Raw genomic sequence first — 23,504 nt, 5'->3', positions numbered from 1 at the left:
AGGCGGCAAAATTAAGGTAAATTTCTAACAACCTAAAAATTAAGCTCAAAAATAGAGTGAAAATCTGGTTTATATTCCCTTAATTAGTTAATATTGGCCCGTTTATGAAGCATCACCCCCAGCCCAAAGCCGGCAATCCCCCCACCGGCTTATGACAAAAAGGCTTTTTTTCACCGTTACCAACGACCTGGTCTTCGATCAGCGCATGATCCGCATCTGCGCTTCCCTGGCCCGCGCCGGTTACGCAGTCACCCTCGTAGGGTTCGCCGGACGCCACTCCCCTCCCCTGTCGGAACAACCCTTTCACCAACACCGGCTCAAAACCTGGTTCAACCACGGCAAAAGGTTCTACATAGAATACAATCTCCGGCTCTTCTTCTTTTTATTGAGACAAAAAATGGATGGCATCTGCGCCATCGACCTCGATACCATCCTCCCCTGTTACTTCCTTTCCCGCCTTCGGCGCATCCCCCGCCTCTACGATGCACACGAACTCTTCTGTGAATTGCAGGAGGTCGTCTCCCGGCCCCTTGTTTATAAATTGTGGAAAACGATCGAACGCTACTGTGTGCCCCGGTTCCCCAACGGCTACACCGTCAACAGCCTCATCGCGGCCCAACTCTGCAATATGTATGGCGTACAGTACGCCGTCATCCGCAACGTTCCCCCACTGGACCTCGCCCCCACCCCACCTGCGACAGGACTGCCGGCCGGTCGTTTCATCCTCTACCAGGGTGCAATAAATGAGGGCCGTTGTTTCGAAACCCTCATCCCCGCCATGCAGTCCGTCAACGCCCCGCTGGTCATTTGCGGCGATGGAAATTTTATGACCCGCGCCCATGCCCTCGTCCGGCAATACGGCCTGGAAGAAAAGATCCTCTTCCGGGGCCGGGTCCGCCCCGAAGAACTCAAAACCATTACCCGGGCGGCCTTTGCCGGCATCACCCTGTTCGACCGCCGCGGCATCAGCAACTACTATTCCCTGGCCAATCGCTTCTTCGATTATATCCATGCCGGCATCCCCCAGGTCACCGTCAACTACCCGGCTTACCAGGAAATAAACAATTCCTGCCCCATCGCTGTTCTTATTGACGAACCGGGCATCCGGGAGATAGCTGAAGGGTTAAACAGGCTTTTGGATAATACCAGGCTGTACCAGACGTTAGTAGACAACTGCAGACAGGTGCGCCTTCGCTACAATTGGCAGGAAGAAGAACAAACGCTGATCCGCCTTTATCAACATCTTTTCAACTAGAAAGTGGAGAATCATTTACATATTGTATGTCTCGATGTGCCCTACCCCGTGGATTACGGCGGTGTTTTCGACCTGTTTCACAAGATCCGGTTCCTCTCTCAGGCCGGCGTAAAGATCCACCTGCACTGCTTCGAATACGGCCGCGGACCCCAGCCCGTTCTCAACGATTATTGTGTCGAAGTGAATTACTATGCGCGGCATGAAGGCCATAAGGGTTTCTCCCACCGGCTACCATACATCGTTTGCTCGAGGTCGAACGGAAAATTGCTGGACAGACTGCTCCGCGATGACTACCCCATCCTGCTGGAAGGCATCCACTGCACCTACCTGCTCAACGACGAACGCTTCGACAACCGCAAGATCATCCTGCGCCTGCATAATGTGGAATACCAGTATTACCGGCAACTCTATCAATCGGAAAAATCCCTCCTGAAGAAGATCTACTACCTGCACGAGAGCAACCTGCTCCGGCAATACGAACACCGCATCGCCGGCAAGGTAAAGATACTCGCCGTCTCGGAAAAGGACAGCGAAAGCTATCGCCGGGAATTCGGGGCCACCGACATCGAAACCCTGCCCGTCTTCCTTCCCTTTCAACAGGTGCAAAGCAAAGAAGGCACCGGCTGTTTCTGCCTCTATCACGGCAACCTCTCTGTCGCCGAGAACGAACAGGTGGCAGTGTGGCTCCTGAAAAAAGTATTCAGCTACCTGGAAATGCCCTTCATCATCACGGGCAAGAACCCTTCCGCCCGGCTGGAGCGTCTCGTAGAACAATACCCGCACACCTGTCTGCTCCCGAATCCTTCCGAAGCGGAATTACAAGACCTCATCTCCAAGGCACAGGTCAATATCCTGCCCTCCTTTAATTGCACGGGGGTAAAGCTCAAACTGCTCAATGCCCTGTTCAACGGCAGACACTGCATCGTCAATAAGGCTGCGGTAGATTGCACAGGCCTGGAAGGCGTGTGTCACGTGGCCTCCGGCGCCGACGATGTCCGCTGCCTCATCACCAGGCTGTATGCGCAGCCCTTTCTCTGGCAGGAGATCGAAAACAGAAAAAAAGTACTGGAAGGAATATACGATCTGCAGGAAACCGGGGAAAAACTCTTACACGCCCTCGCCCTTACTCAATAGTAAGGCTTGCATTATCTATCATCTGCCCCCTCTCCGTCCGCACCATCCGGGCGGGGAATTTGTTGATCACCCTGTAATCGTGGGTGGCCATCATAATCGTTGTCCCATAGTCGCGGGATATCTGAAACAGCAGCTGCATAATCTCATCGGAAGTCTCCGGGTCCAGGTTGCCCGTAGGCTCATCGGCCAGGATCAGCTTGGGGGAATTGAGCAGCGCCCGGGCGATGTCCACGCGTTGCTGCTCGCCACCACTCATCTCGAACGGCATCTTGAAGCCTTTTGCCTTCAGACCCACCTTGTCCAGCACATCGGCCACCTTCTCGTCCATCAGTCGCGTATCCTTCCAGCCGGTGGCCTTCAGCACGAATTTGAGGTTATCGTTGACATTCCGGTCGGTCAGCAGTTGAAAATCCTGGAAGACGACCCCAAGCATCCGGCGCAGATAGGGAACCTTCTTCCAATCCATCTCCCGCAGATTAAAGCCCGTCACCTGACCCTCGCCCTCACGTAAGGGCAGATCACCATACAGCGTTTTTAACAGGCTGGATTTACCCGTACCCGTCTTCCCGACAAGATAACAAAACTGGCCTTTGTCGACGGAAAGATTGACGTCCTGGAGTATGAGATTGGGGCCTTGGTAGATGTTAGCATGCTTTAATTCCACGATGATTTCGGCCATAGCAAAAGATTGTGCACGGGCTTTTGGTCCGCGTGCAAACAAAAGTAAGGAAAAAATCCACTATCCTTTTACCACGGGGTGCCCTATCTTTTCAACCGTCCCGTCACCTCTGTCGGCCTTCAGCATCAGCCGGAGGGTGGAATCATTGGTGAGATAAGCCATCATCCAATTGACGAAGACGATAAGCCGGTTCTTGACATTGAGCAACAACATCAGGTGTACGAACATCCAGGTGAGCCAGGCCAGCGTACCCTGATAAGAGATACCGGGCAGATCGACGACGGCCCTTCGCTTACCAACCGTGGCCATCGTGCCTTTGTTGTGATACTCGAATTCACTCGGGGCCTTGCCCTTTGCCTCGCGCAGGAAGTTTTTGGCTATATGGGCGGCCTGGGCGATCGCCACATTGGCTAACTGCGGATGACCGTTAGGATACTTGGGGGTAGGCATATAGGCGATGTCGCCGATAGCATAGACGCCATCCAGCCCCTCCACCTGCCCAAACCGGTTTGTCTTGAGCCGGTTGCCCCTGACCATCACCGTAGCGGGGATCCCGTCGAGAACATTCCCCGTGACCCCTGCGGCCCAGATCAGGTTTCTCGCGACAAGCGTCTCCCCGCCCTTCAGCCGGACGGTGGTGCCGTCATAATCCTCCACCACCGTATTGGTGCGGACGATGACACCCAGCTTCTCCAGGTATTTGTGCGACCTTACCTTGGAAACATCGCTCATGGCATTGAGGGTATTGGGCGAACCCTCCAGCAGGTAGATCATCAGCCGGGAAAAATCCACTTCGGGATAGTCCTTCGGCAGGATATTCTTCTTCATCTCAGCCATGGCCCCCGCCAGCTCGACACCCGTGGGGCCTCCGCCGACGATCACAAAATTCAACAACGACTGCAACTCGTCCGGGCCGGCCTCGATCGTGTCCTCAAAGGTCTGCAGTATCCGGTTGCGCAACGCCATCGCATTGGGCACCGACTTCATCGGGAAAGAATTGGCCTTGATGTGTTCGTTCCCGAAATAATTGGTGGTGCAGCCGATACAAAGCACCAGCCGGTCATAGACAAGATCACCGATGGTCGTCGTCAGTATCTTACTGTCGGTGTCCACGTGCTCCACGTCGGCGATCCGTATCGTTACATTGTGACTATGCTGAAACACCTTGCGCAGCGGGAAGGAGATGCTGGAAGGTTCGAGCCGTGCGGTCGCCACCTGGTACATCAGCGGTTGAAACTGGTGGTAATTGTAGCGATCGATAAGAAATACATCATAATCCGAATTATTGAGGCTTCTTGCTATACGCAAGCCCGCAAAACCGGCCCCCACGATAACGACCCTCTGCCTCTTGCTGTTCGCTAATGCCATATTGATGAAGTTTTATTGGTCTATCGCCGATCCGCGTGCAAAGTTACAGATATGCCCCCAATTCGCAATATTACCATCCCGTGTCGTAAAAATCCCACATCGCCCCGCTTGCATCGATGCATATTAGCGTCAGTCATTCGCCTTTAATTTGCAGGATTACAGTTATACAAGTCCGTTACATATGGAACATATGGAATACCCTCTATCTCAGCTGCGCAAGTATCACAAACTATCCGATGAATTCATCAGCGATCTGAAAACCCGCATCAGGAATATCGAGGCGCCAAAAAATAGTACGCTCCTGCTGAAGGGCGATATCTGCCGCGATATGTATCTAATCGAAAAAGGAATGTTGATCTGCTATGATTTCAAACCTGAAACAGGTGAGAAATATTGTGCATGGCTTTTGTCCGAAGGAGATTTTGTCACCTCCGTCGATAGCTTCAACAACCAGATCCCCTCCACCCAAACGATAATAACGCACACGAAAAGTCTCCTCTGGGCCATTACCAAACAGGACCAGGATGAACTAACCGAAAACCACCGTGAATTCGCTGCGATCCGGCTAAAACTAAACGAAATATACAATGGCCGGGGCCGGGAAATGGATACCAAAGGAAAATGGCCCAAGGAACAGTTCTATGAATGGCTCATTTACAAATATCCATACATTGCAAAGGCGACGAAAGTTGCCCAGGCGCACCTGCTGGGTATTTCGAGAGATAAGCTCTATGAGATCCTAAAAAATAGGTCAGAGAAAAAATAACGTCAGGATGTAACAGTGTAGTGTCGGATTTCTTACACTGCACTGTCGACTTTTTTACACCAGCCTGTAAGAACTATTACACGCTGATGTCCAATCTATTACGCTCCCATTTTGTCCCTTTTCCCCTCCCAATTTGTAAGTTTGGAGTGTAGTTCTTTCTTTCCAAACAACTCAAAAAAAATCAAGAAATGACAAAGTTATTCATCCTGCTGACAGGATATCTCCTGCTCAGTCAGCCAACCTATTCGGTTGCACAAAACATCCGATCATCTGTTGAGTACAAAAGTCCAAGAGCTCCCGACATCCGCGACAAAGACCCCACCTTGAAGCGATGTTGCGAGAAGATCATGAAAGCCACTCCATGCATTTTTTTCCTCCACGACCGTAATGGGAAAATGCGATTCCGGGTACTCGGGGTCTATACGCATGGCGCTACTCTTTTCTTCCTGTTGCGGCTGAACAACCGGTCTTCGCTGGATTATGATGTGGACAGCATCCGCTTTGCTATTACGGCAGCCGCCGGCGCGAAAGGTCTCCATCCGGGTTCAAAGGCCCTGCAGCCTGTCTATATCTATGACAGCACGGCTACAGTCCCAGGTTTCCGGCGGGCAACGACCATCTATGCCCTGCGGCGATTTACCCTGCTGCCCGGCCGGCAATTACAGATCGTCGTATGGGAAAGGAATGGCGGCCGTCACTTGCGTATACAGGCCACCAACAACGTCCTGGAAAGGGCCCGGCGAATCTAAAAGGGTACAAAACCATTTCATTCACATTTAAATCAAAATTGTATGGCGCCAACCAATCTCGATTTTCTCCAGGACAGTCTCAAATACCTGGGTTTTGGAGAAAAATCAATTCTAAACGAACACCTGACAGATCAGGTAAAGCGCGAGCAGCCTTCCTTCGAGCTCTTTACCGAGGCTTTTTATAACGGCGACACCAAACTGGAAGCCAAGCTCTATTTTTCCAGGTCTGCCACGTCAGGCTTCTACTATTTCAATAAATACTATGCCCTGCTGCGGTACGCAGACACGCCGGACAAGGAAAGGGCACAAACCTTTTTCATAAATAAAGGACAGGGCATCACCTTTAAAGAAGCTTTCAATCTTCTCCAGGGCAGGGCCGTTTTCAAGACCCTCACCAGCAAATCGGGCATACAGTATACCTCCTGGCTGCAACTCGATTTTACACTGAAGACCCAAGGCGGTAATTATTATTTCAAATACTTCAGGGGGCGCCGTTTCGACCTTGAGAAAGCCTTGGAGAAACACAACATCCGCGAAATGGGTTTTGACACCTTACGCGCCACCCTCATCCGCTCGCTTCAGCGTGGCAATATGCACCCGGTGACCATCGACGGACCGGAATACTTCGGAAGACATTTTATCGAGGCAAACCCGGCAATGGAGACGATCAATTTCTATCCGACGGCAACGAGGGCCGCGGAAAAGACCCTGGCTCCGGGGGAAGAAGTCCACGATCCTGAAGAGACAGACGCCGAACCGGCTTCCCATTCCGTGCTGGATGAAGAAACCCATCCTGCCTCCGAATCCAGGGCATAAACATTTATTATCCTTTAAATCTTGTGTATGCTACACCGATCATTCACCTGCCTGCAAGCCCTTCCCGACCTGAGCATCTTCCAGTTCAGAACCGGCCGGGAGGCCACCATCACCTTCCAGCTGCGTTTTACCCTGCTACGATCGGGCATCTACGATCTTGGCATCGAGCAACGCCAGTCTTCCAGGATCTTTTATCCCTATCTCGTCTCTGAAGACGACGCAGGGCAAATATTGGATACCGTGATCCAGATCATCGAGCTGTATACGGAAAAATACCCGGGCCGCATCATCCGGCTCAAGGGAAGTACAGACCTGCAAGCCGCACTCTTCCGCATCATCCTGCGTACGCATCATGACCTTTTATGCCCCCTGTTCTCCATAGACAAAGAAGGAGGAAAGCGGTTCTTTCCTTTTCGCCGGAATGCAGGTGATAGCGTGTTCCTGCTCAAAAGAAGGGTGGACTCCCACTTACCCTCCCACCCCCTTCGGGCAAGTGTCAACATGCGCAGCCGGTTGTTCGGAAACCTGGTATACGTCGAATTGCACAGAGAGATCAACCTGGGCAAACTGCCCTTCGCAGCCCTATGACGCCAGAAAGCCCGTGCCATTGGCCGGCACGGGCTTTTCCTTCATCGTATTCAGAGGAAGATATTCGACTACGCCAGTACAGTGATTAAGCCCTTGATGATCGCTCCTAATTTCACTCCCTCGAATACCCTTGACTCCGTACTGCCATGCTGCAATACAGACCTCTCGTGTGACCCGACACAAAGTTCACATCCGTTGACGGATGAAATAACCAGGCTAACCAGCTCGAAGAACTCCTTACCCAATACAGGGTTCGCCATGATGCTCATCTTGATGCCGGCAGGCTGGTTTTCATAAAAATCTTTCTTTACAAAATGACGAAAACGATAGAAAATGTTGTTCGTATTCATCAGCGACGTACAGGCAACGATCTCGGCAATCTCCGCATCACTGGCGCCCGCTTCCCGGGCCAGCCCGCCGAATGACTCCTGCAACAAGGTAAACCGTTCGTTTACGGCAACAGCCAGGGCCAGCAGCAACGCCTCCTTCCTATTGAGATGCTGTGAATTGTTCAAAACGTTGCCTACGTTGATCTTCAGGTCCTTGATAAATCGAGACTCACCTGCGGCCAGAGCCAACACATTCGCAGAAGGCTCATAGTCCGTAAGCCGCAGATCAGCCAGCAGATTCTGCAACGTCTCATTCGATAGTATTGTTGTCGTAGCCATTGTGGGTTAGTTTAGTGGTAAACAAAGGCCGGTCCATTCCTGGGCTGGCCTGTTCTTTAAGCCGCCGGAGGCGGTTAATTCATACTCAACTGGGCCGTCAGGGTCTCTTCCCCCTTCTTCCAGTTGCAAGGACAAAGCTCATCGGTCTGCAGCGCATCCAGCACCCGCAATACTTCCTGTACGCTACGCCCTACATTCAGATCATAAACACTCACCCAACGGACAATCCCTTGCGGATCGATGATAAACGTCGCACGATAAGCGATCTTCTCCTCATTATCCAGGATACCCAACTCTTCGGCCAGCGACTTGGACGTATCCGCCAGCATCGGGAATTTGAGATCACGCAGATCGCTGTGATCCCGCCTCCAGGCAGCATGCACAAACTCAGAATCCGTAGAAGCGCCGATCACCACCGTATCCCTATCCGTAAATTCGCTATTCTTCTTGTTGAACTCGGCTATCTCTGTGGGACAAACAAAAGTAAAATCCTTAGGCCACCAGAACATTACCGTCCACTTGCCTTCCGCACTGCCAAACTCCTGGGTGATCTCCGTAAATTCCTTTCCTTTTTCGATAGATACAACTGCCTTCTTCTTGAACGCAGGAAACTTTTCGCCAATTGACAAAATTCTGTTGGGCATATACTTGATTTGTTTTAGAACAGTGAAATTCGAAACAGAACGTTCGTATGGCGGGCAATCATGGAAGCTACGTCGGCTGCACTCCATCTGCAGTAACGTGACGCAAAAATAGCGCTTCACCCGATAGATCATCATCGCAATTTTCTATAAACTCATAGAGAATATCTATCTGCTTCGCGGCCCTGCTCTTCCAACTCCGCCACCTCAGCAGCGCCAAGAGGCCGCTCTTCGCCCAACGTCAGCCTTACCAGTCCTGTGATCAGCAAACCAAACCCCACCATCATTCCAAAAGCTCCCCGTAATCCCGCTGCCTGCGCCACAGAACCCACCAGCGGCGGAACGACAAGAAAGCCCAGGTAGGCTACCGTTGACACCGACGCGATGGCCGACCCGCTGCTCATACCCACTGCCCGCCCCGCCAGGATGTAAACCATCGGGATCACACAGGAGACGCCAAAACCCGTCAGGATAAAACCAAAACCCGCGGTCAGCGGATAGGGTAACAGCACCGCCACCAACAGCCCTCCGGCGATAAGCATACCGCTATAGATCAACATCCGCCGGATGCCAAAGCGGCTCGTCAGCCGGTCACCGGTAAGCCGGCCAAGCGTCATGGTGATCGTGTACGCGACAAAACCAAGCGTAGCTACCGATTGCGTCGTGTGCACCGCCTTGCGGAAATAAATGCCGCTCCAGTCGATCATCGTTCCCTCACAGGCCATAGAGGCAAAGGCAATAAGCCCATACTTCACCAGGGTTCTGTCCGGCAACGCAAACCAGGGCCTCCGTTCACGTGGCGCCGGCTGCTGTCTCAGACTCCCCGGAAAGGCATATACACACAGCGCCGTCAGCAAGACACCTACCACCAGGAAATGCCAGGCTGGCGACACCGAGAAACGCACCATCAGCGACCCTACCGCGGCGCCCGCAAAAGTCGCCAGGCTCCAGATGCCGTGAAACCGGGCAATGATGGACTTGTCATACAAACCCTGCACGCCAAGGGACTGTGCATTCACGGAAATATTCATCAGGTTGCGGCTGCTGCCAAAACAAACAAGAAGCACCACCAGTTGCCAGGCCTGCGTGACAAACCCGATGCAACACAACATCAGGTTGAACAAAACCGCGCCGACCATCATGATCCTGCGGCTATCAAAACGGCTTAACAATACGCTGGTGACAGGCATTGTGCCGAGCAACCCCACCGGCAGGGCAAAAAGCACGGCCCCTAATTGCGCTTCATTTAAATGCAACTGCTGCTGAATAGTCGGGATACGGGACGCCCAGGTGCTAAAACCAAACCCGGACACAAAGAAAAAAATGGCTACCATGACACGAATTCTCCCCGGGGATAAGGGCATGTCTGCCTTAACAACTGTCATTATTCTTTAACTATATGATAAAATGACAAAAATAAGATTCTGGCAATCTTTTTGCAGCCCTTTTTTTACCTAAATACTCTATCGCCTCCGCAAGCGTTTTTACTCACCAAAAAATAAAGGAGGTTTTATGGCAACGAAAGATCTAATCAGAAGGGCTGAAACGCTCCCTTCCATCTTCCACGATTTCTTCAAGCCCTGGGATCGCTGGTTCGACACAGAAGGCGGCACCCTTGGACAAACGATGATGACCGTCCCCGCCGTAAACATCGTAGAAAGACAGGATCATTATGAGATCTCCCTGGCTGCGCCCGGCATGAAAAAAGACGATTTCAACGTCGACGTAGAGGGAAACCTGCTGACCATCAGCGCGGAGTCCTCCCAACAAAAACAGGACAGCAACGAACGCCACACCCGCCGGGAATTCAGCTTCACGTCCTTCTCCCGGGCGTTCACCATGCCGGAAGGCGTAGTAAAAGACAAGATTGATGCTAGTTATGAGAATGGGTTGCTCAAATTGACGCTACCCAAAACAGAAGAAGCTAAGAAGATGGCTTCCAAACACATCAACGTAAAGTAACAAAACCGGAAGGGGCTGCCGCAGCCTGCTGCTGCCGGCAGCCTTTTTATATCCTGCCTCCTCCTCATTTCTTTTGGGATTGAACGAGTTCCACAACTTCGTTTAATTCTTCCCGGGAGAGCTTTTGCTTCTTCGCGAAATAAGCCAGCATCCAATCACCAGCAGGCCTGCACGATCTGTTCTTCCCGCTTGGCCAGTTTCTGCATGAAGGTCAATTTTTTATGAAACTGCTACTAATTCATTAGTTTTACAACTAGTGGCAAAAAATTACATTTCCCTAATTTTTTGCCGCAATCCTTAATTGGGATAAATTTGGGACGTGCATCAACAACCTGCAGCAATGTTTGACACCCGACAAAATATTGCAGTAAAGACCTTACCACTGACGAATGAGAATGATCTGCTTGCAAGAGTAGCTGAAGGTGACGAAAAGGCCTTTGGCATCATTTTTCATCACTACCGCCGTAAGATCTATTCCTATGCCTTTCACGTCTCCGGCGACGCCGGCCAGGCGGACGAACTGGTACAGGAAGTTTTTTTAAAGGTCTGGCTCCACCGCGATAAGCTCCCACATATTCTCCGTTTTGACAACTGGCTCTTTACCATCGCGCGCAACCATGTATTCGACATGCTAAAGAACATGGCTAAAGAAGCCTCGTTCCGCAGCCAGATAGCCGGCCTTCTCGATCCTGAAATCAACCCGGTGGAAGACCGGATGCTTACACGGGAAAATGAGTTGCGGCTGCAACAGGCGCTCGACCGGCTGCCACCCCGGCAGAAGCTCATCTTTACCCTCAGCCGCCACCAGGGTTTGAAACACGAGGAGATCGCCTCACAATTACACATCTCCCGCAACACCGTTAAGACCCACCTGGTACAGGCGCTAAAAAATCTGCGTGGTCTTTTGCACTTTCCAACAGACGGCCTGCTGCCCGGAATAGTGGTGCTGCTGACCCATTTTTTCCACCGCTGAAAAAAATTTTCACCCGGCTACTCCTATCCGGTCGTTTTACAGTCTTTATATGCGGGAATCGGGCTGCCCTAAAAATGCCCCGATTCCCGCATATGGCTAACGTCTGCCCTTGCGGGCGAACCGCCACCGGCGGTTCAGGATGAGCCCGAGCTCGAGCCGCTGTTAACCTTCGGAATGTGCCGAAATTTTAAACTATGGAAGCATCCCAACGATTGGCTTACCTGTTCCGCCGGTACATGAATAAGGATTGTACTCCAAAGGAAAAAGAGGAGTTTTTTACCTTGCTCATGCAGACGGAACACGACGACACCCTGCGCCGGCTTATTGCCGACACCTGGAATGAAGACCTTCCTTTTCATCCCCAGGACAAGGCCCAAGCCGACACCATTCTTCGTCATATCCTCAGCCGGCGCGAACCCGAATCCCCTCCCGAAGCCATCGATTCCCGGCCACGAACACCCGCCAGGCTCTTTCGCCTCCGCCCCATCCTGATTGGCCGTTGTGTAGCCGCCGCTCTCGGTATTTTCCTCTTAACAACGCTGGTCTTGCGCTTTCACCATCGATCCCAGCATCTCTCTGTTGCCAAGGCATCCCTGGCCCCTGCGCCTGTCCGACATGCACCGGCCGATCGCTGCATCACGTTGCCCGACGGAAGCAAAGTATTATTGCACAATACCGCCCGGCTTGAATATCAAACAGGCTTCGACCCCACCCGCCGCGAAGTAACCCTGCATGGCGAAGCCTATTTCGACATCCACAGGGACACCCGCCCCTTCATCGTTCATACGGGAACCATCCGTACCACAGTGCTCGGCACCGCCTTCAACATCGACGCCAACAACGAACACGATATCATCATCACCGTTACAAAGGGAAAGGTAAAAGTGGAGAACGCCAGAGGGGAATACAGTATTCTCCACCGCAACGAACAGCTCTCGGTGGACTCGATGCACACGCATCTGCAAAAAATACCGGTCAACGCCGGTGAAGCCCTAAGCTGGAAAAGATCCTGGCTGCTATTCAATGACGTACCCCTACACGAAGCGATGGACACGCTGGCCCAACGCTATCACCTGACCATCGTTTTCACCAACCCGGCTGCGGAGAATTGCCCGGTCACGGCCACTTTCACTGGTGTGGAACCGCTGGAGCAAATGGTCAGCGTGCTGTCGAAGATCAACAATATGGAGTATGCCATCGACCATGGTCGCGTCACGATCACGGGCGAAGGCTGCAAATAAAAATAAAAACTGCCCCGGCTGGAACCCGGAGCAGTGGTAAAAGATACCTTTCTGTTTGACAAGGAGGTATCCCGTTTTAAACAAGTTTGCATCATTTAAAACAATCAAAACTATGACATTTTTAGGATTGTCAGCGTTTGTGCGCCCATGCCTGGAAACAGGGCGCCGCCGACTGCTCTACTACACTCAAAAACGGTTGCTGTATTTTATGCGGGTCAGCTTAATTTTCCTTATCCTGTTTTTCAGCGGCGCCCAGTTGTTAAGCGCTCGCGACGCCATCGGACAGGACATCAACAAAGTCTATATTTCCCTCGAACTAAAGGACGAGACCCTGCTCTCCGCACTGGACAAGATCCAGCGGCTAACGCCCTTCACCTTTGCCTATAACAAACGGGAGGTGAAGCGCATCCACAATCTTAGCATGGCCGGCAGCAACCGTTCGGTCAATGCCATTCTTTCCATCCTACTGCTCAACACCGATCTCCGGTTCGAACAGGTAGGTAACACCATCGTCATCTCCCCCGCAAGGCCGGATGTTCTGTCATCTGCTTCGACAGAAGAGCCGGCAAAAGAAGACCGGGAAGGCGACAAAGCACCAAAGAGCAAGGTCATCACCGGAACGGTCACTAATGACAGGGGCGATGGCCTCTCCGGCGTCTCCGTCACCATCCGGGGTACTTCCACCGGCACGACAACCGATGCCGAAGGCCGGTTCAAGCTCACCGTGCCCGATGAAGGCGCCACCCTTGAATTTTCCTCCGTAGGCTATCAGAAACAGTCCATCACCACCGGCAGCCAGGTCTCCTTCACCATCGTCATGAAGGAAAACATCCGCGGGCTCAACGATGTCGTGGTCATCGGGTATGGAACGGTAAAGAAATCCGACCTCACCGGCGCCGTCGCGGGCCTCAGGGGCGATCAACTGATGGACAAACCCGTCCCCAACGTCTCCCAGGCCCTCGAAGGCAAGATCGCCGGTGTTGACGTCAATATCAACAGCAACGCCCCCGGTTTCGCCGCCAAGGTCAGGGTCCGCGGCATCGGTTCCATCAACTCCAACATCGATCCCTTGTATGTCGTCGACGGGGTCATCGGCGTCGATGCCAACACCATCAATCCAAACGACATCGCCTCCCTGGAAGTGTTGAAGGATGCTTCTTCCACCGCTATCTACGGCGCCCGTGGCGCCAATGGCGTGATCATGATCACCACCAAGCGGGGTCGCCACGGTATCAGCCGTGTCACCTATGATGGGAATATCAATGAAGCTGAACTCTACCGCCATGTGCAGACCCTCAACTCCCAGCAGTTTATCCAGATCTATAACCAGGCCTATGCCAACGGCACCCAGTTCGACCCCCTGGGCGGCGTCTGGACCCCACCCGTCCCCCTCAATCACTTCGGTTTGCCAAAACTCTTCGACGCTAACGACAAACCCCTTTACAATACCAACTGGGAGAAAGAGACCTTCAAGCCGGCCTTCTCCAACAGCCACCAGCTGACTGTTCAGGGCGGCTCCGAAAAGTCCCTCTTCAGCCTTTCGGCCGGCTACCTCGACCAGAACGGATTGATGGTGCAGTCCTGGTTCAAACGATATAATGTCAAGCTCACTCTCGACCATGACGTCAACGACTGGCTGCGGATGGGTGGCGCCATCAACCTGATCCAGAGCACCCAACGGGTGGTGTCCGATGCCAATGGCGCCCTCAATGTGCCCCGTGCCGTCATCGAGGAAGTTCCCATTCTGCCCGTGAAATATCCCGACGGAACATGGGCGGGCAATAGCGACATCGCGGGGCTGGAAGGCGCGCCCAACCCGGTGCACACCGCTACCGATCGGTATACCTTGAACAATACCCTCCAAACAACCGGTGACGCTTATGCCCTCGTGCATATAACAAAGGACCTGGACTTCAAAAGCGACTTCGGCTTCAACGTCAGCGGGCAGAAGAACAACTTCTATTCCTCCATATACTTGCCTCACCTCAGCCAGGACCAGGGCGGGGACGCCAGCATCAATGCGTATACAAACATCTACTGGCAGTCCGAGAACTATCTCACCTATAATAAGACGATCAACGATCGCCAGAAGATCACCGCCCTCCTCGGCGCCTCCTGGCAGCAATACAACCAGGAATGGGTGAATGCGGAGACGCAGAATTTCATCGACGACTTCTTCCAGTGGGATTACCTCAACGCCGGTTCAGTCCGCCAGAACGCCCAGTCCCAGGACTATCAATGGACCATGAACTCCTATTTCGCCCGGTTCACCTACAACATCGATGAGAAATACCTGTTCACCCTCACGGGGCGCGAGGACGGGTCATCTAAGTTCGGCGCCAATAACAAGTACGCCTTCTTCCCATCCGCCGGTGCAGCCTGGCGCATCTCCCAGGAGCCATTCATGCAAAACAGCCGGTTGATCAGCAACCTCAAGCTCCGTGGCAGCTATGGCATCAGCGGTAACCAGGAGATCGGCCAGTACAGGTCAATCGCCCAGATTCAGCCCAATACCGTAGTGCTCAACGGCGCCAACCAGTCCACTCTTTCCCCTGCCTATATCGGCAACCCCAATCTCAAATGGGAACGCAGCCTGCAGGCCGACATCGGTATCGAACTGGGGCTGATGAAAGATCGGATCAACCTCAACCTCGACCTCTACCAGCGGACAACAAAAGACCTGTTGCTGCAGGCGCCCATCCCCTGGTCTGCCGGGATGACCAACGCCAATGTATATCAGAATGTTGGCAGTGTTCGGAATACAGGCATCGAAGTCAACCTGAATACGGTGAATATAAAGACCCAGGACTTCACCTGGAGCACCAATTTCATCGTCGCCGTCAATAAGAACAAGATTCTCAACCTCAACTCCGGCAATGCCGACATCTTCCCCGGTCCCAACTTCCTTGGTCAGACCAATGTGTTACGCGTGGGCGAGGCCATCGGCTCCTTCTATGGCATGACCCGCATCGGAACATACGGCTCCAACGAAGCGGCCCTTGCAGCGTCCCATGGCCTGCACGTCGGCGACCGGAAATACATTTACAACAAGGACGGCAGCCCCTATTACAGCATCATCGGGCATGCTTATCCTGATTGGACCGGCACCCTCAGCAGTACCATGACCTATAGAGGATGGGATTTCACCTTCGATATCCGGTTTGTGGAAGGTGTCAATACGGCGGCTACCTTCAAGCACTCCAGCGAAGACCGTCAGACCATCGCCAACAGCCTGGCTACCGTCCTGAATGGCTGGACGCCGCAGCACCAGAACACCATGATCTCCGAGGTAAGGAATTACAAGTTCGCCCAGGACTCCCACTTCGACACCTGGTGGGTCGAGGATGGCTCTTTCATCCGGGGGCAGAACTTCATCCTGGGGTATACCTTCCCCGAGAGAACGGTCCGTTCCATGAAACTGAGCAAGCTGCGGGCGTATGTCAGTGTCCAGAACTTGTTCCTCTCCACCAAATACACGGGATATGATCCCGAGGTCGACACTTACTTCTCCTCGTATGGAGCGAATACCGGCTTCTCGCAAAATCTGGACTTCTTCTCCTATCCCCGGCCACGTATCTGGAACTTCGGGGTGTCAGTGGGGTTATAATCTATTTCGAATGAAAAAAAATGCAACGATGAAACCGAACTTCAAATATATCCTGATCTTTCTCCTGGTTCTCTCGGGGGCTTCCTGTAAGAAGTTTTTGCAGGAAAACCCAACCAGTTTCCTCACCCCGGGCTCTGACGTCTCGAGTATAAAAGTAGCCCGGGCGCTGGCCAATGGCTGTTATGCCAATCTGCAGGGCATTCTCAACGGCCAGTCCTCGTCCTATGGCGGCAATACCTGGAATCTGATGGAATTCATGACGGGCAAGTCCAACAGCGATCTCGGGCAGACCGGCTTCGTCAATTTCCAGACGCTATCCTACAACAACACCTCGTTCTATGTCGACACCTGGTGGCAGCATATGTACCTGGGTGTCGGCGCCTGCAACCTGGCGATCCAGACCATCCCAACCATCAATGCCCCTGGCCTCACCGATTCCATCAAGACCAATATGCTGGCGGAAGCCCGTACCCTGCGGGCGCTGTTCTATTTCTTCCTGGTGCGGATGTATGGCGCTGTGCCGAAGGTGACTGCGGTTCCGTCCAACCTCAACCTGCTGCTGCCGCGCACACCGGCGAAGAACATCTATGACAGCATCATCATCCCCGATCTGCTCGCCGCCGAAGCCTCCACCCTGCCCTGGCAGGACAACACCGGGCTCATCTCGATGAGTGCGGTGGAATCTATCCTGGCCGATGTATATCTCACCTATGCCGGGATGGCCATCAACGGCGGCAGCAATTATTATGCGGAGTCGGCCAAGCGCAGTAAGGCCGTCATCGTCAATGGCGGGTTCTCCCTGTTCCCCAACTATACGGACATGATCAAACCGGCTAACAAGAATAAGGGTGAGTTTATCTTCCAGGTGCAGTATGCTGCGGCCGCTAACTCGAACAACCCGCTAACCCCGCTCACCATCCCCAACTATTCGGGGATCTCCAAGTATTCGGATGAGTATGGCTCGGTCTATCCTACCAATCAGTTCATTGCTTCTTATCTCCCGGGTGACAAACGAGTGCAGGAAAAGCAGTTCTTCTATACTACCTATCCCAGCATCACCACCGGGCAGCCCGTCGTCTTCAAGGCGCATTATATCTATAAGTGGTTCGATTCGGTGGCCGTCACCAGTACGGCCAAGTCCGACCTCAACTACACACTCTATCGGCTCGCCGACGTATACCTTATGTACGCCGAAGCCTCCAACCGGGCCAACGGTGGTCCTGGCAGCGACGCCATCAGTTATGTCAACCTCATCCGCGCCCGCGCCAATCTGGCGCCCATCGGCACGCTCTCCCAAAGCGACTTCGAGCACGAGGTCTGGCTCGAACGATACTGGGAGCTGTGTTTCGAGAACAAGATGTGGTTTGATATGCTGCGTACCCACAAGGTCCATAATGATGTCACCGGCAACTGGGACGACTTTGTAGGCCATAAGACGGTATGGGGCGCCACCTTCACTGCCAGCCAGCTGCTTTTTCCCGTGCCGAAGCAGGAGACGGATGTAAATCCCAACCTCCTTCCCAATAATCCGGGTTTCTAGCATTTCCCGGGTCTACCGCCCGCCCCGCGCGCGAATTGCGGCTGCCACGCTACTACACATTGTTACGCAGGCCCGCAATTTCCCGGGTATCCACCCCGCGCAGCATTATGCAGGCGGTTTGTTGATGCATCCATCGGGTAAAAGGAATGACGGCATCCGGCGTCTTCGCCGGCCAAGCGCCGTCATTCCTTATTTTATCCTTCTCCCTTCCTCACTCTCACAACTCTCCCATCACTCCTCACAACTCCCCCACCGCAGCGCCCCTCCTCTCTTCCACCCTCAGGAAAAAGTTGATAACCACCCTCTTCCCGTGGAAAAATATTCCCCAAAATTTTTGCCGCCAATCATTTTTGACCTATTTTTGCACTCCCAAAAACACGATCCCTCGTGCCGCGGGAACGATTCCGTAGCTCAGTTGGTAGAGCAATACACTTTTAATGTATGGGTCCTGGGTTCGAGTCCCAGCGGGATCACGAATAGCACACTGCGGTGTGCTTTTTGTTTTTAAGTATCCCTCACATTCAACAAGTTGTGTTAAATCTCATTTCAATTGGATACAAAATAATACAGGCCATTCGTGTACCTATTCGTGTACCTGTCGCCTTTTCTACCTTTACAGGTACACGAATCGTCTGAAAGCCTCGTCTGATAAGGGTTTGCAAGGATGATTTTTCATCTTAAAACATTTAAAAATGAGCAAATCCCTTTCGATCCTCGTGTACCTGAAGCGGCAGAAAAAAGATGCAGATGGCAAAATGCCTTTATACGTCCGCGTAACCATCGACGGCGACACCGCCGACTTTGCCCTTTCGCGCAGGATCCTGCCGGATGAATGGAGCCAGTCCAAACAAAGATGTCTCGGTAAAATGCCGGAGACGCTTCAATTCAACGCAAAGATCGCTAAGATCAAAGGCGACCTGACAACTCTCTTTGACCGGATTCCCGTAACTGAAGTTGTGAAGCCCAAACAACTCATCAAACTGTACCATGGCACCGATCTGGAAAAGGAACAACAGCTCAAGAAAGACCAGCACTTTCATCAACATGTCCTGATCATCATCGATCGATATCTGACCCTGAAGAACAAGGAGAAGAAAGCCCGGACAACCCCGATAGCCGGCCCCCACCCCGACCGCATAGCCGAGGAATTCGACGCCCTGATCCGATTGATCGAAGACTTCCTCCAACAATCCCGCACCTGGATGGACGATCCTGTCGTCGACAAGACCCTGATGGATGCCCAGTATACCTTTCTGCTGAAATTCCTCTACAAGGTTCTCAAGGGAACAGCTTCCCATGAGACCTTCCGCAAATGGGTCAGCACCAAGAACACCTTCCTAGGCTTCCTCGAATATCGATACAAGGCGGACGATCAGCCCTTAAAGACCATCCCGCTCAAATTCGCCATTGATCTGCATGAGTATCTGACCCTGACCAACTCCATCGGCAACAATGCCGCAATGAAGTATATCAAAAATCTGAAGCAGGTGATCGACGATGCCGTCATCCAGGGCTGGCTACCGCAAAATCCCCTGGAATCCTTCAAATGCACGTACGTCGATCCCGAACGTCAGGCATTGACCCTGGACGAGGTTGCCCGGGTAATTGCTCACGACTTCAATAATGTGAGGCTAACCGAGGTCCGCGACGTATTTATCTTTTGCTGCTTCACGGGTTTTGCCTATCAGGAAGTATACAACCTCCGGCCGCGGGATTTGAGCATAGGCATCGACAAGAAGAACTGGATCAATACCAATCGCAACAAGACGAAAAACCCGGAATTCCTCCCACTCCTGCCCATCGCGGACGACCTGATCCTGAAATACTGGTCCCATCCGTATTGTATCAAGTACAAGAAGCTGCTGCCGGTGAACAGCAACCAACGATTCAATGAATATCTGAAGGAAATCGGTGCCCTGTGCCATATCGAGCTCGAGCTGACCACCCACACCGCCCGGCACACCTTTGCCACTACCATCGCCATCGAGCACGACATCCCGCTCAAGATCGTCAGCACCATGCTTGGGCACCGCACCCAACGTACTACGGAAATCTATGCCCGCGCCAGCAAGCCTGCCATCAGTCGTCACATGAGCGCTTTACAGGAAAAATTATTCGGTGACGGTCGGCATCTCCACGTGCACGATAAGACGTATTCCATCGATCCCAACCTGCCCGACAAGAACACAACCAAGAAAGCTCGCGCAGCCGCTAAGTAGCAAAACAAAAATGGGCCCACACCCAGCCCATTTTTTCATCTCTTTTCGACGTTCATCTCCACCAACTTTTGCACATCCTCGAATTTATAGAGAAATGTCCCGCCAATCCTTGAAAAGGGCAACGTACCCCGCGCCCTCAGCCGATGTAGCGTCCCGGCTGAAATTTTCAGCAATTTCCGTACTTCATAGCTCTTCAGCCAGGGTTGCGCCGAGTCCGGCCGCTTCAACATTCTGACCAGGTCTGTCAGCAATGTCTGGCGAAAATGATCCAAATCCTCCTTCGTCACTAGTTCAACTCTCATGGCGGCAAATTACCATGGCCTTTCCAACAAAACTATAGAGGCAATAATGCCTCTTTGAGAATAATTCTCCAACGAATTCCCTTTACAAGAGGCAACGCAGGTTGCGGAGGTCGCGGACGATCTGCAGGCCGCTACTCGGTGTTATCAATAAAACTCTTTATGGCAGCAATCAGTCTGCGATCTTCTACGAACACCTTCTCCGCACGAGGGTACCCCTCCAATTGAAAAAGGGCGATCAGTTCCGCAAATGTCTCTCGGTCCGCCTCACCGAACGCTGCCAACTCTCGATGCGTGTTCAGGTAAGCCAATTCCTCCTCAAAACTATGATTAAAATGCTGATCCATGAACGGGTCGAAATAAAAGTACTGCCCGGTGAAGGATGGCTCCGGATGGACATTGATAAAGCCCCGTTTCAGATAGGTATAGGGTTGTTCGCGCACCAATCGATTCATCGTGGCGTTGGCCTCGTCGGTAAGTACAATGTGATTCGTATCGGTGATGTGGCTGATATTACGAGTATAAATATTGAAAATGTTTCGTGTATATGAACCTTTTTTCCCAATCTCCTCCTGCAAACAATGCAGGAGAACACCCTGCAAAGCTGCTTTATCCATCACCAGCATCACCGTATCGGTGGCTCTTTGCTCTTCTTTTAGCAATTTATATAACTCTTCGAACGCTAGCTCAAACCGGATATCCAGCGGATAGACGTCATTGCCAAGCAACCCAAGTACGAAGGACTCTAATCCCGTCCCGTTAAACAATTTTCCCGTCACATTCTGATCTCGTAATAGTGAAGTCACTTTTGAGAAGATCGCGCGAAAGTTATCGTCGGCAATTATACACAGCGCCTGAATGACCGACTTAAATGCTTCGACGCTGGCAAACCCTTCCTGGGAATACAGGTAGGATTGGATATCAGCGCGCTGGCCTGTTGTTGCATCGTCATATAGTTGCTTTACCGCCCCTGCACCTTTGGCTAGGACATCCTCGATCTTTCCCAGCTCAACTGCGTTAGGTGCCTGGTAAGAAAAATACAAACTAAAGTACTGGGGTTTGGCGACGGAGCGAAAGAAGAGGGTTCTACTCGGATCAAACAACCGTTTCAGGCACTCAGCAATCAGTGGCTTATCGGCTAGGCGGACGTTCAACTGAGCACACCGTTCAGCGCTCATAAAAAGATTATAGTTCCCTTCCTCAAACCTGTACGCCCCTTTGTCTAGTGTAAGAAAATGCCGGTTGGCGATCAGTTGATAAACACTAATCCCCTTCAATTTTACAAGTTCAAGGAGCAATATCTCCAACGGGTCGCCGATATCGCCGATACTCGCATACGCCATTTCACTACTGTTCACCAATCGTACGACGTCGCGAATACTGGTGATCATGGCGTAGAACAGCAGATCGCGGCTGGTCGGTTGTTGGAATACAAAATCGACCAATTCCTGTTCGGACATCGGCTGGGCAGCTACCTGACCGGCAGGATCGATCTTGAAGGGCAAGGTATAGGAAGTAAGTGCAATCAAGGCGTTGTTGATGGGATCATATTGTACCGGTGATTTGTACAACTGTTGTAGCTGGTCCCGAAGATAATCCAACAAAATGGTATCGGAGAACGTTGGCAGTGTTAGCTCCAACTGAACGATTTTCTGTAGATACTGTTCTTTATTCGAGATTTGATTGCTCTTGTCCACAGTGTTGAGGACATAGTTATGATCATAGGCCACAATAAAGATCGTATTGTTGAAATTCGCCGTATTCCGTACCAACCGTAGTACATCGAGCAGTTCGCTCCCATTGAGTCTATCCAGATCATCGATGAACACTACGATCCGTTTTTGTATGCGCTTGATCCGACTATTGATCTGTTCGTAGAGCTCGCTGAGGGAGGCTGTGGGAAAAAAAACTTCCACAGCCGCCTCCGTAAATTTAGACAACTTCGACTCACTCGCTTTCCCCAGTGCTTTCGCATATTCCCTGATTTTCGCCGACAGGTCGGCATCATATCTCCCCAATTCTTTGGACAGCTGGTCGAGAAAATCATGAATTATCTTTTTCTCATCGAAATTCTTCCAGGGATTATACCGGACTACAATCGTGCCCTCCTGCGCTTGTCGAAGGCCTGGCACCTCGTTCCCATTTCTTTCCTTCTTGCTGTCCAGATTGTTCTCCACTAGCAGCAAAAATGCACTCTTCCCGAAGCCCCAAGGGCTGTTTATTGCAATCACAAATGCCTTTTCGAGGAACCGTACGGACAGGATGCGAAGCGCCAGCTGTTCCGCGTATTTTCCGCGTTGAAGCAGGTCCACCTGGTCCTTCGCAAAAACGTCCGACAAAAAACCGAAGGCAAGCGGGGCCGGTTCTTTACCCGGAAGCCGTTGAAAGGCCAGCATCGGAATCGTCGCCAATAAATAGAGGATATCGAGATACTTGAACCAAGAGACATTTTTCAAGGATAGCAACTGATAATGGCCCGTTTGTCGGATGATGCAAACGTAGGCCGCATAGAAGATCGCTATGGATACCAGAGACGCTAAGGTCGGCACGAGGCGCTTACCTCGCCAATGCTTTCCAACGAAGTAGATATAGAAGGCCAAGAGCAAACCAAACGCACAATCCAGTTCATCGGAGCCTTTGACTTTGTTCACATGAAATTCTTCAATAATATATTTATCAATAAGGGGATAGAGCAGTTCCCTGGCAAAATAGACCAGAACCAACACAAATATCAGCCTGAGAACCCGTCCCCACGCCTTTTTGTTCGTTCTAAAGTTCATCGCAAAACGCTTCATTTGACGATTTTAAGACAAATTGTCTGTTTGGGCATTTTTTTCTTGTGAATTGCAATCTTAACCGGACAAAAAGGGTGATTTGACGGTCCGCGCACCTACAACGGGCTGCATGGAGAATGCCTATCTCTCCTGTCCAACCAAGAAGTAAGAATTGATCCCGTGGTGTTCGATAACCCCCTCAGACCATGATCGCGTCTATCGAAT

General features: G+C 51.9%; 19 protein-coding genes and 1 tRNA gene. 13 read left to right on the top strand and 7 right to left on the bottom strand.

All coding sequences use genetic code 11. The features are described 5' to 3' along the window. Positions 1-151: 151 nt before the first annotated feature. Both IEY39_RS00830 and IEY39_RS00825 read left to right on the top strand, forming a co-directional pair. Entirely contained in the window at positions 152-1,255 is a 1,104-nt protein-coding gene (locus tag IEY39_RS00830) for a glycosyltransferase (RefSeq protein WP_229688713.1), read from the top strand. Positions 1,256-1,258: 3 nt separating this feature from the next. After that, a complete protein-coding gene (locus IEY39_RS00825; RefSeq protein ID WP_188927553.1) occupies positions 1,259-2,389 on the top strand; it encodes a glycosyltransferase family protein in 1,131 nt (376 codons plus the stop codon). Here IEY39_RS00825 and IEY39_RS00820 read toward each other — a convergent pair. Then, a complete protein-coding gene (locus IEY39_RS00820) occupies positions 2,379-3,068 on the bottom strand; it encodes a cell division ATP-binding protein FtsE (RefSeq protein WP_188927552.1) in 690 nt (229 codons plus the stop codon). The genes IEY39_RS00825 and IEY39_RS00820 overlap by 11 nt on opposite strands. 60 nt (positions 3,069-3,128) lie before the next feature. Continuing rightward, complete coding sequence (locus tag IEY39_RS00815) at positions 3,129-4,436, bottom strand: NAD(P)/FAD-dependent oxidoreductase (protein ID WP_188927551.1); 1,308 nt, start codon at positions 4,434-4,436, stop codon at positions 3,129-3,131. Positions 4,437-4,626: 190 nt separating this feature from the next. Here IEY39_RS00815 and IEY39_RS00810 point away from each other — a divergent pair, with 190 nt between their 5' ends. The 4 genes from IEY39_RS00810 (at position 4,627) to IEY39_RS00795 (ending at position 7,355) form a co-directional block, all read left to right on the top strand. Further along, positions 4,627-5,202 (top strand): Crp/Fnr family transcriptional regulator, encoded by a 576-nt coding sequence (locus IEY39_RS00810; RefSeq protein ID WP_188927549.1) that lies wholly within the window; start codon positions 4,627-4,629, stop codon positions 5,200-5,202. Between the two features lie 188 nt (positions 5,203-5,390). After that, positions 5,391-5,951 carry a DUF4138 domain-containing protein gene (locus tag IEY39_RS00805; RefSeq protein ID WP_188927547.1) on the top strand — a complete coding sequence of 187 codons (561 nt, stop codon included), beginning with the start codon at positions 5,391-5,393 and terminating at the stop codon, positions 5,949-5,951. A 42-nt stretch (positions 5,952-5,993) separates the two neighbouring features. Continuing rightward, a complete protein-coding gene (locus IEY39_RS00800; protein WP_188927545.1) occupies positions 5,994-6,767 on the top strand; it encodes a hypothetical protein in 774 nt (257 codons plus the stop codon). A 27-nt stretch (positions 6,768-6,794) separates the two neighbouring features. Continuing rightward, positions 6,795-7,355: a DUF6934 family protein gene (locus tag IEY39_RS00795; RefSeq protein WP_188927543.1), complete on the top strand. Its 561-nt coding sequence runs from the start codon at positions 6,795-6,797 to the stop codon at positions 7,353-7,355. A gap of 68 nt (positions 7,356-7,423) precedes the next feature. On the opposite strand, the gene IEY39_RS00790 is transcribed toward IEY39_RS00795, so the two are convergent. The 3 genes from IEY39_RS00790 to IEY39_RS00780 all read right to left on the bottom strand — a co-directional run bounded on the left by IEY39_RS00790 (position 7,424) and on the right by IEY39_RS00780 (position 9,998). Continuing rightward, positions 7,424-8,023, bottom strand: a complete 600-nt coding sequence (locus IEY39_RS00790; protein WP_188927541.1) for a carboxymuconolactone decarboxylase family protein — start codon at positions 8,021-8,023, stop codon at positions 7,424-7,426. A gap of 74 nt (positions 8,024-8,097) precedes the next feature. Next, the gene (locus IEY39_RS00785) at positions 8,098-8,667 is read right to left on the bottom strand and encodes a peroxiredoxin (RefSeq protein WP_188927539.1); all 570 of its coding nucleotides are present in this window, start codon (positions 8,665-8,667) and stop codon (positions 8,098-8,100) included. Between the two features lie 152 nt (positions 8,668-8,819). Then, positions 8,820-9,998: an MFS transporter gene (locus IEY39_RS00780; RefSeq protein ID WP_229688712.1), complete on the bottom strand. Its 1,179-nt coding sequence runs from the start codon at positions 9,996-9,998 to the stop codon at positions 8,820-8,822. Positions 9,999-10,176: 178 nt separating this feature from the next. On the opposite strand from IEY39_RS00780, the gene IEY39_RS00775 reads away from it, so the two are divergent. The 7 genes from IEY39_RS00775 to IEY39_RS00745 all read left to right on the top strand — a co-directional run bounded on the left by IEY39_RS00775 (position 10,177) and on the right by IEY39_RS00745 (position 20,206). Continuing rightward, entirely contained in the window at positions 10,177-10,626 is a 450-nt protein-coding gene (locus IEY39_RS00775; RefSeq protein ID WP_188927537.1) for an Hsp20/alpha crystallin family protein, read from the top strand. Positions 10,627-10,966: 340 nt separating this feature from the next. Then, the gene (locus tag IEY39_RS00770) at positions 10,967-11,599 is read left to right on the top strand and encodes an RNA polymerase sigma factor (RefSeq protein ID WP_188927535.1); all 633 of its coding nucleotides are present in this window, start codon (positions 10,967-10,969) and stop codon (positions 11,597-11,599) included. 194 nt (positions 11,600-11,793) lie between these two features. After that, positions 11,794-12,840: a FecR family protein gene (locus IEY39_RS00765; RefSeq protein ID WP_188927533.1), complete on the top strand. Its 1,047-nt coding sequence runs from the start codon at positions 11,794-11,796 to the stop codon at positions 12,838-12,840. A gap of 208 nt (positions 12,841-13,048) precedes the next feature. Then, positions 13,049-16,447 carry a TonB-dependent receptor gene (locus IEY39_RS00760; RefSeq protein ID WP_229688711.1) on the top strand — a complete coding sequence of 1,133 codons (3,399 nt, stop codon included), beginning with the start codon at positions 13,049-13,051 and terminating at the stop codon, positions 16,445-16,447. 10 nt (positions 16,448-16,457) lie between these two features. Beyond that, entirely contained in the window at positions 16,458-17,987 is a 1,530-nt protein-coding gene (locus IEY39_RS00755; protein WP_229688710.1) for a RagB/SusD family nutrient uptake outer membrane protein, read from the top strand. Between the two features lie 400 nt (positions 17,988-18,387). Then, positions 18,388-18,460, top strand: a tRNA-Lys gene (locus tag IEY39_RS00750). Between the two features lie 219 nt (positions 18,461-18,679). Then, positions 18,680-20,206 (top strand): site-specific integrase, encoded by a 1,527-nt coding sequence (locus IEY39_RS00745; RefSeq protein WP_188927531.1) that lies wholly within the window; start codon positions 18,680-18,682, stop codon positions 20,204-20,206. Between the two features lie 35 nt (positions 20,207-20,241). On the opposite strand, the gene IEY39_RS00740 is transcribed toward IEY39_RS00745, so the two are convergent. Beyond that, positions 20,242-20,508, bottom strand: a complete 267-nt coding sequence (locus IEY39_RS00740) for a helix-turn-helix domain-containing protein (protein WP_188927529.1) — start codon at positions 20,506-20,508, stop codon at positions 20,242-20,244. A 131-nt stretch (positions 20,509-20,639) separates the two neighbouring features. Beyond that, positions 20,640-23,300 carry a KAP family P-loop NTPase fold protein gene (locus IEY39_RS00735; protein WP_188927527.1) on the bottom strand — a complete coding sequence of 887 codons (2,661 nt, stop codon included), beginning with the start codon at positions 23,298-23,300 and terminating at the stop codon, positions 20,640-20,642. Positions 23,301-23,504: the final 204 nt, after the last annotated feature.

This window comes from Puia dinghuensis (assembly GCF_014642875.1).
GTDB classification, from domain to species: domain Bacteria; phylum Bacteroidota; class Bacteroidia; order Chitinophagales; family Chitinophagaceae; genus Puia; species Puia dinghuensis.
This window is presented reverse-complemented; position numbering and strand designations above follow the sequence as displayed.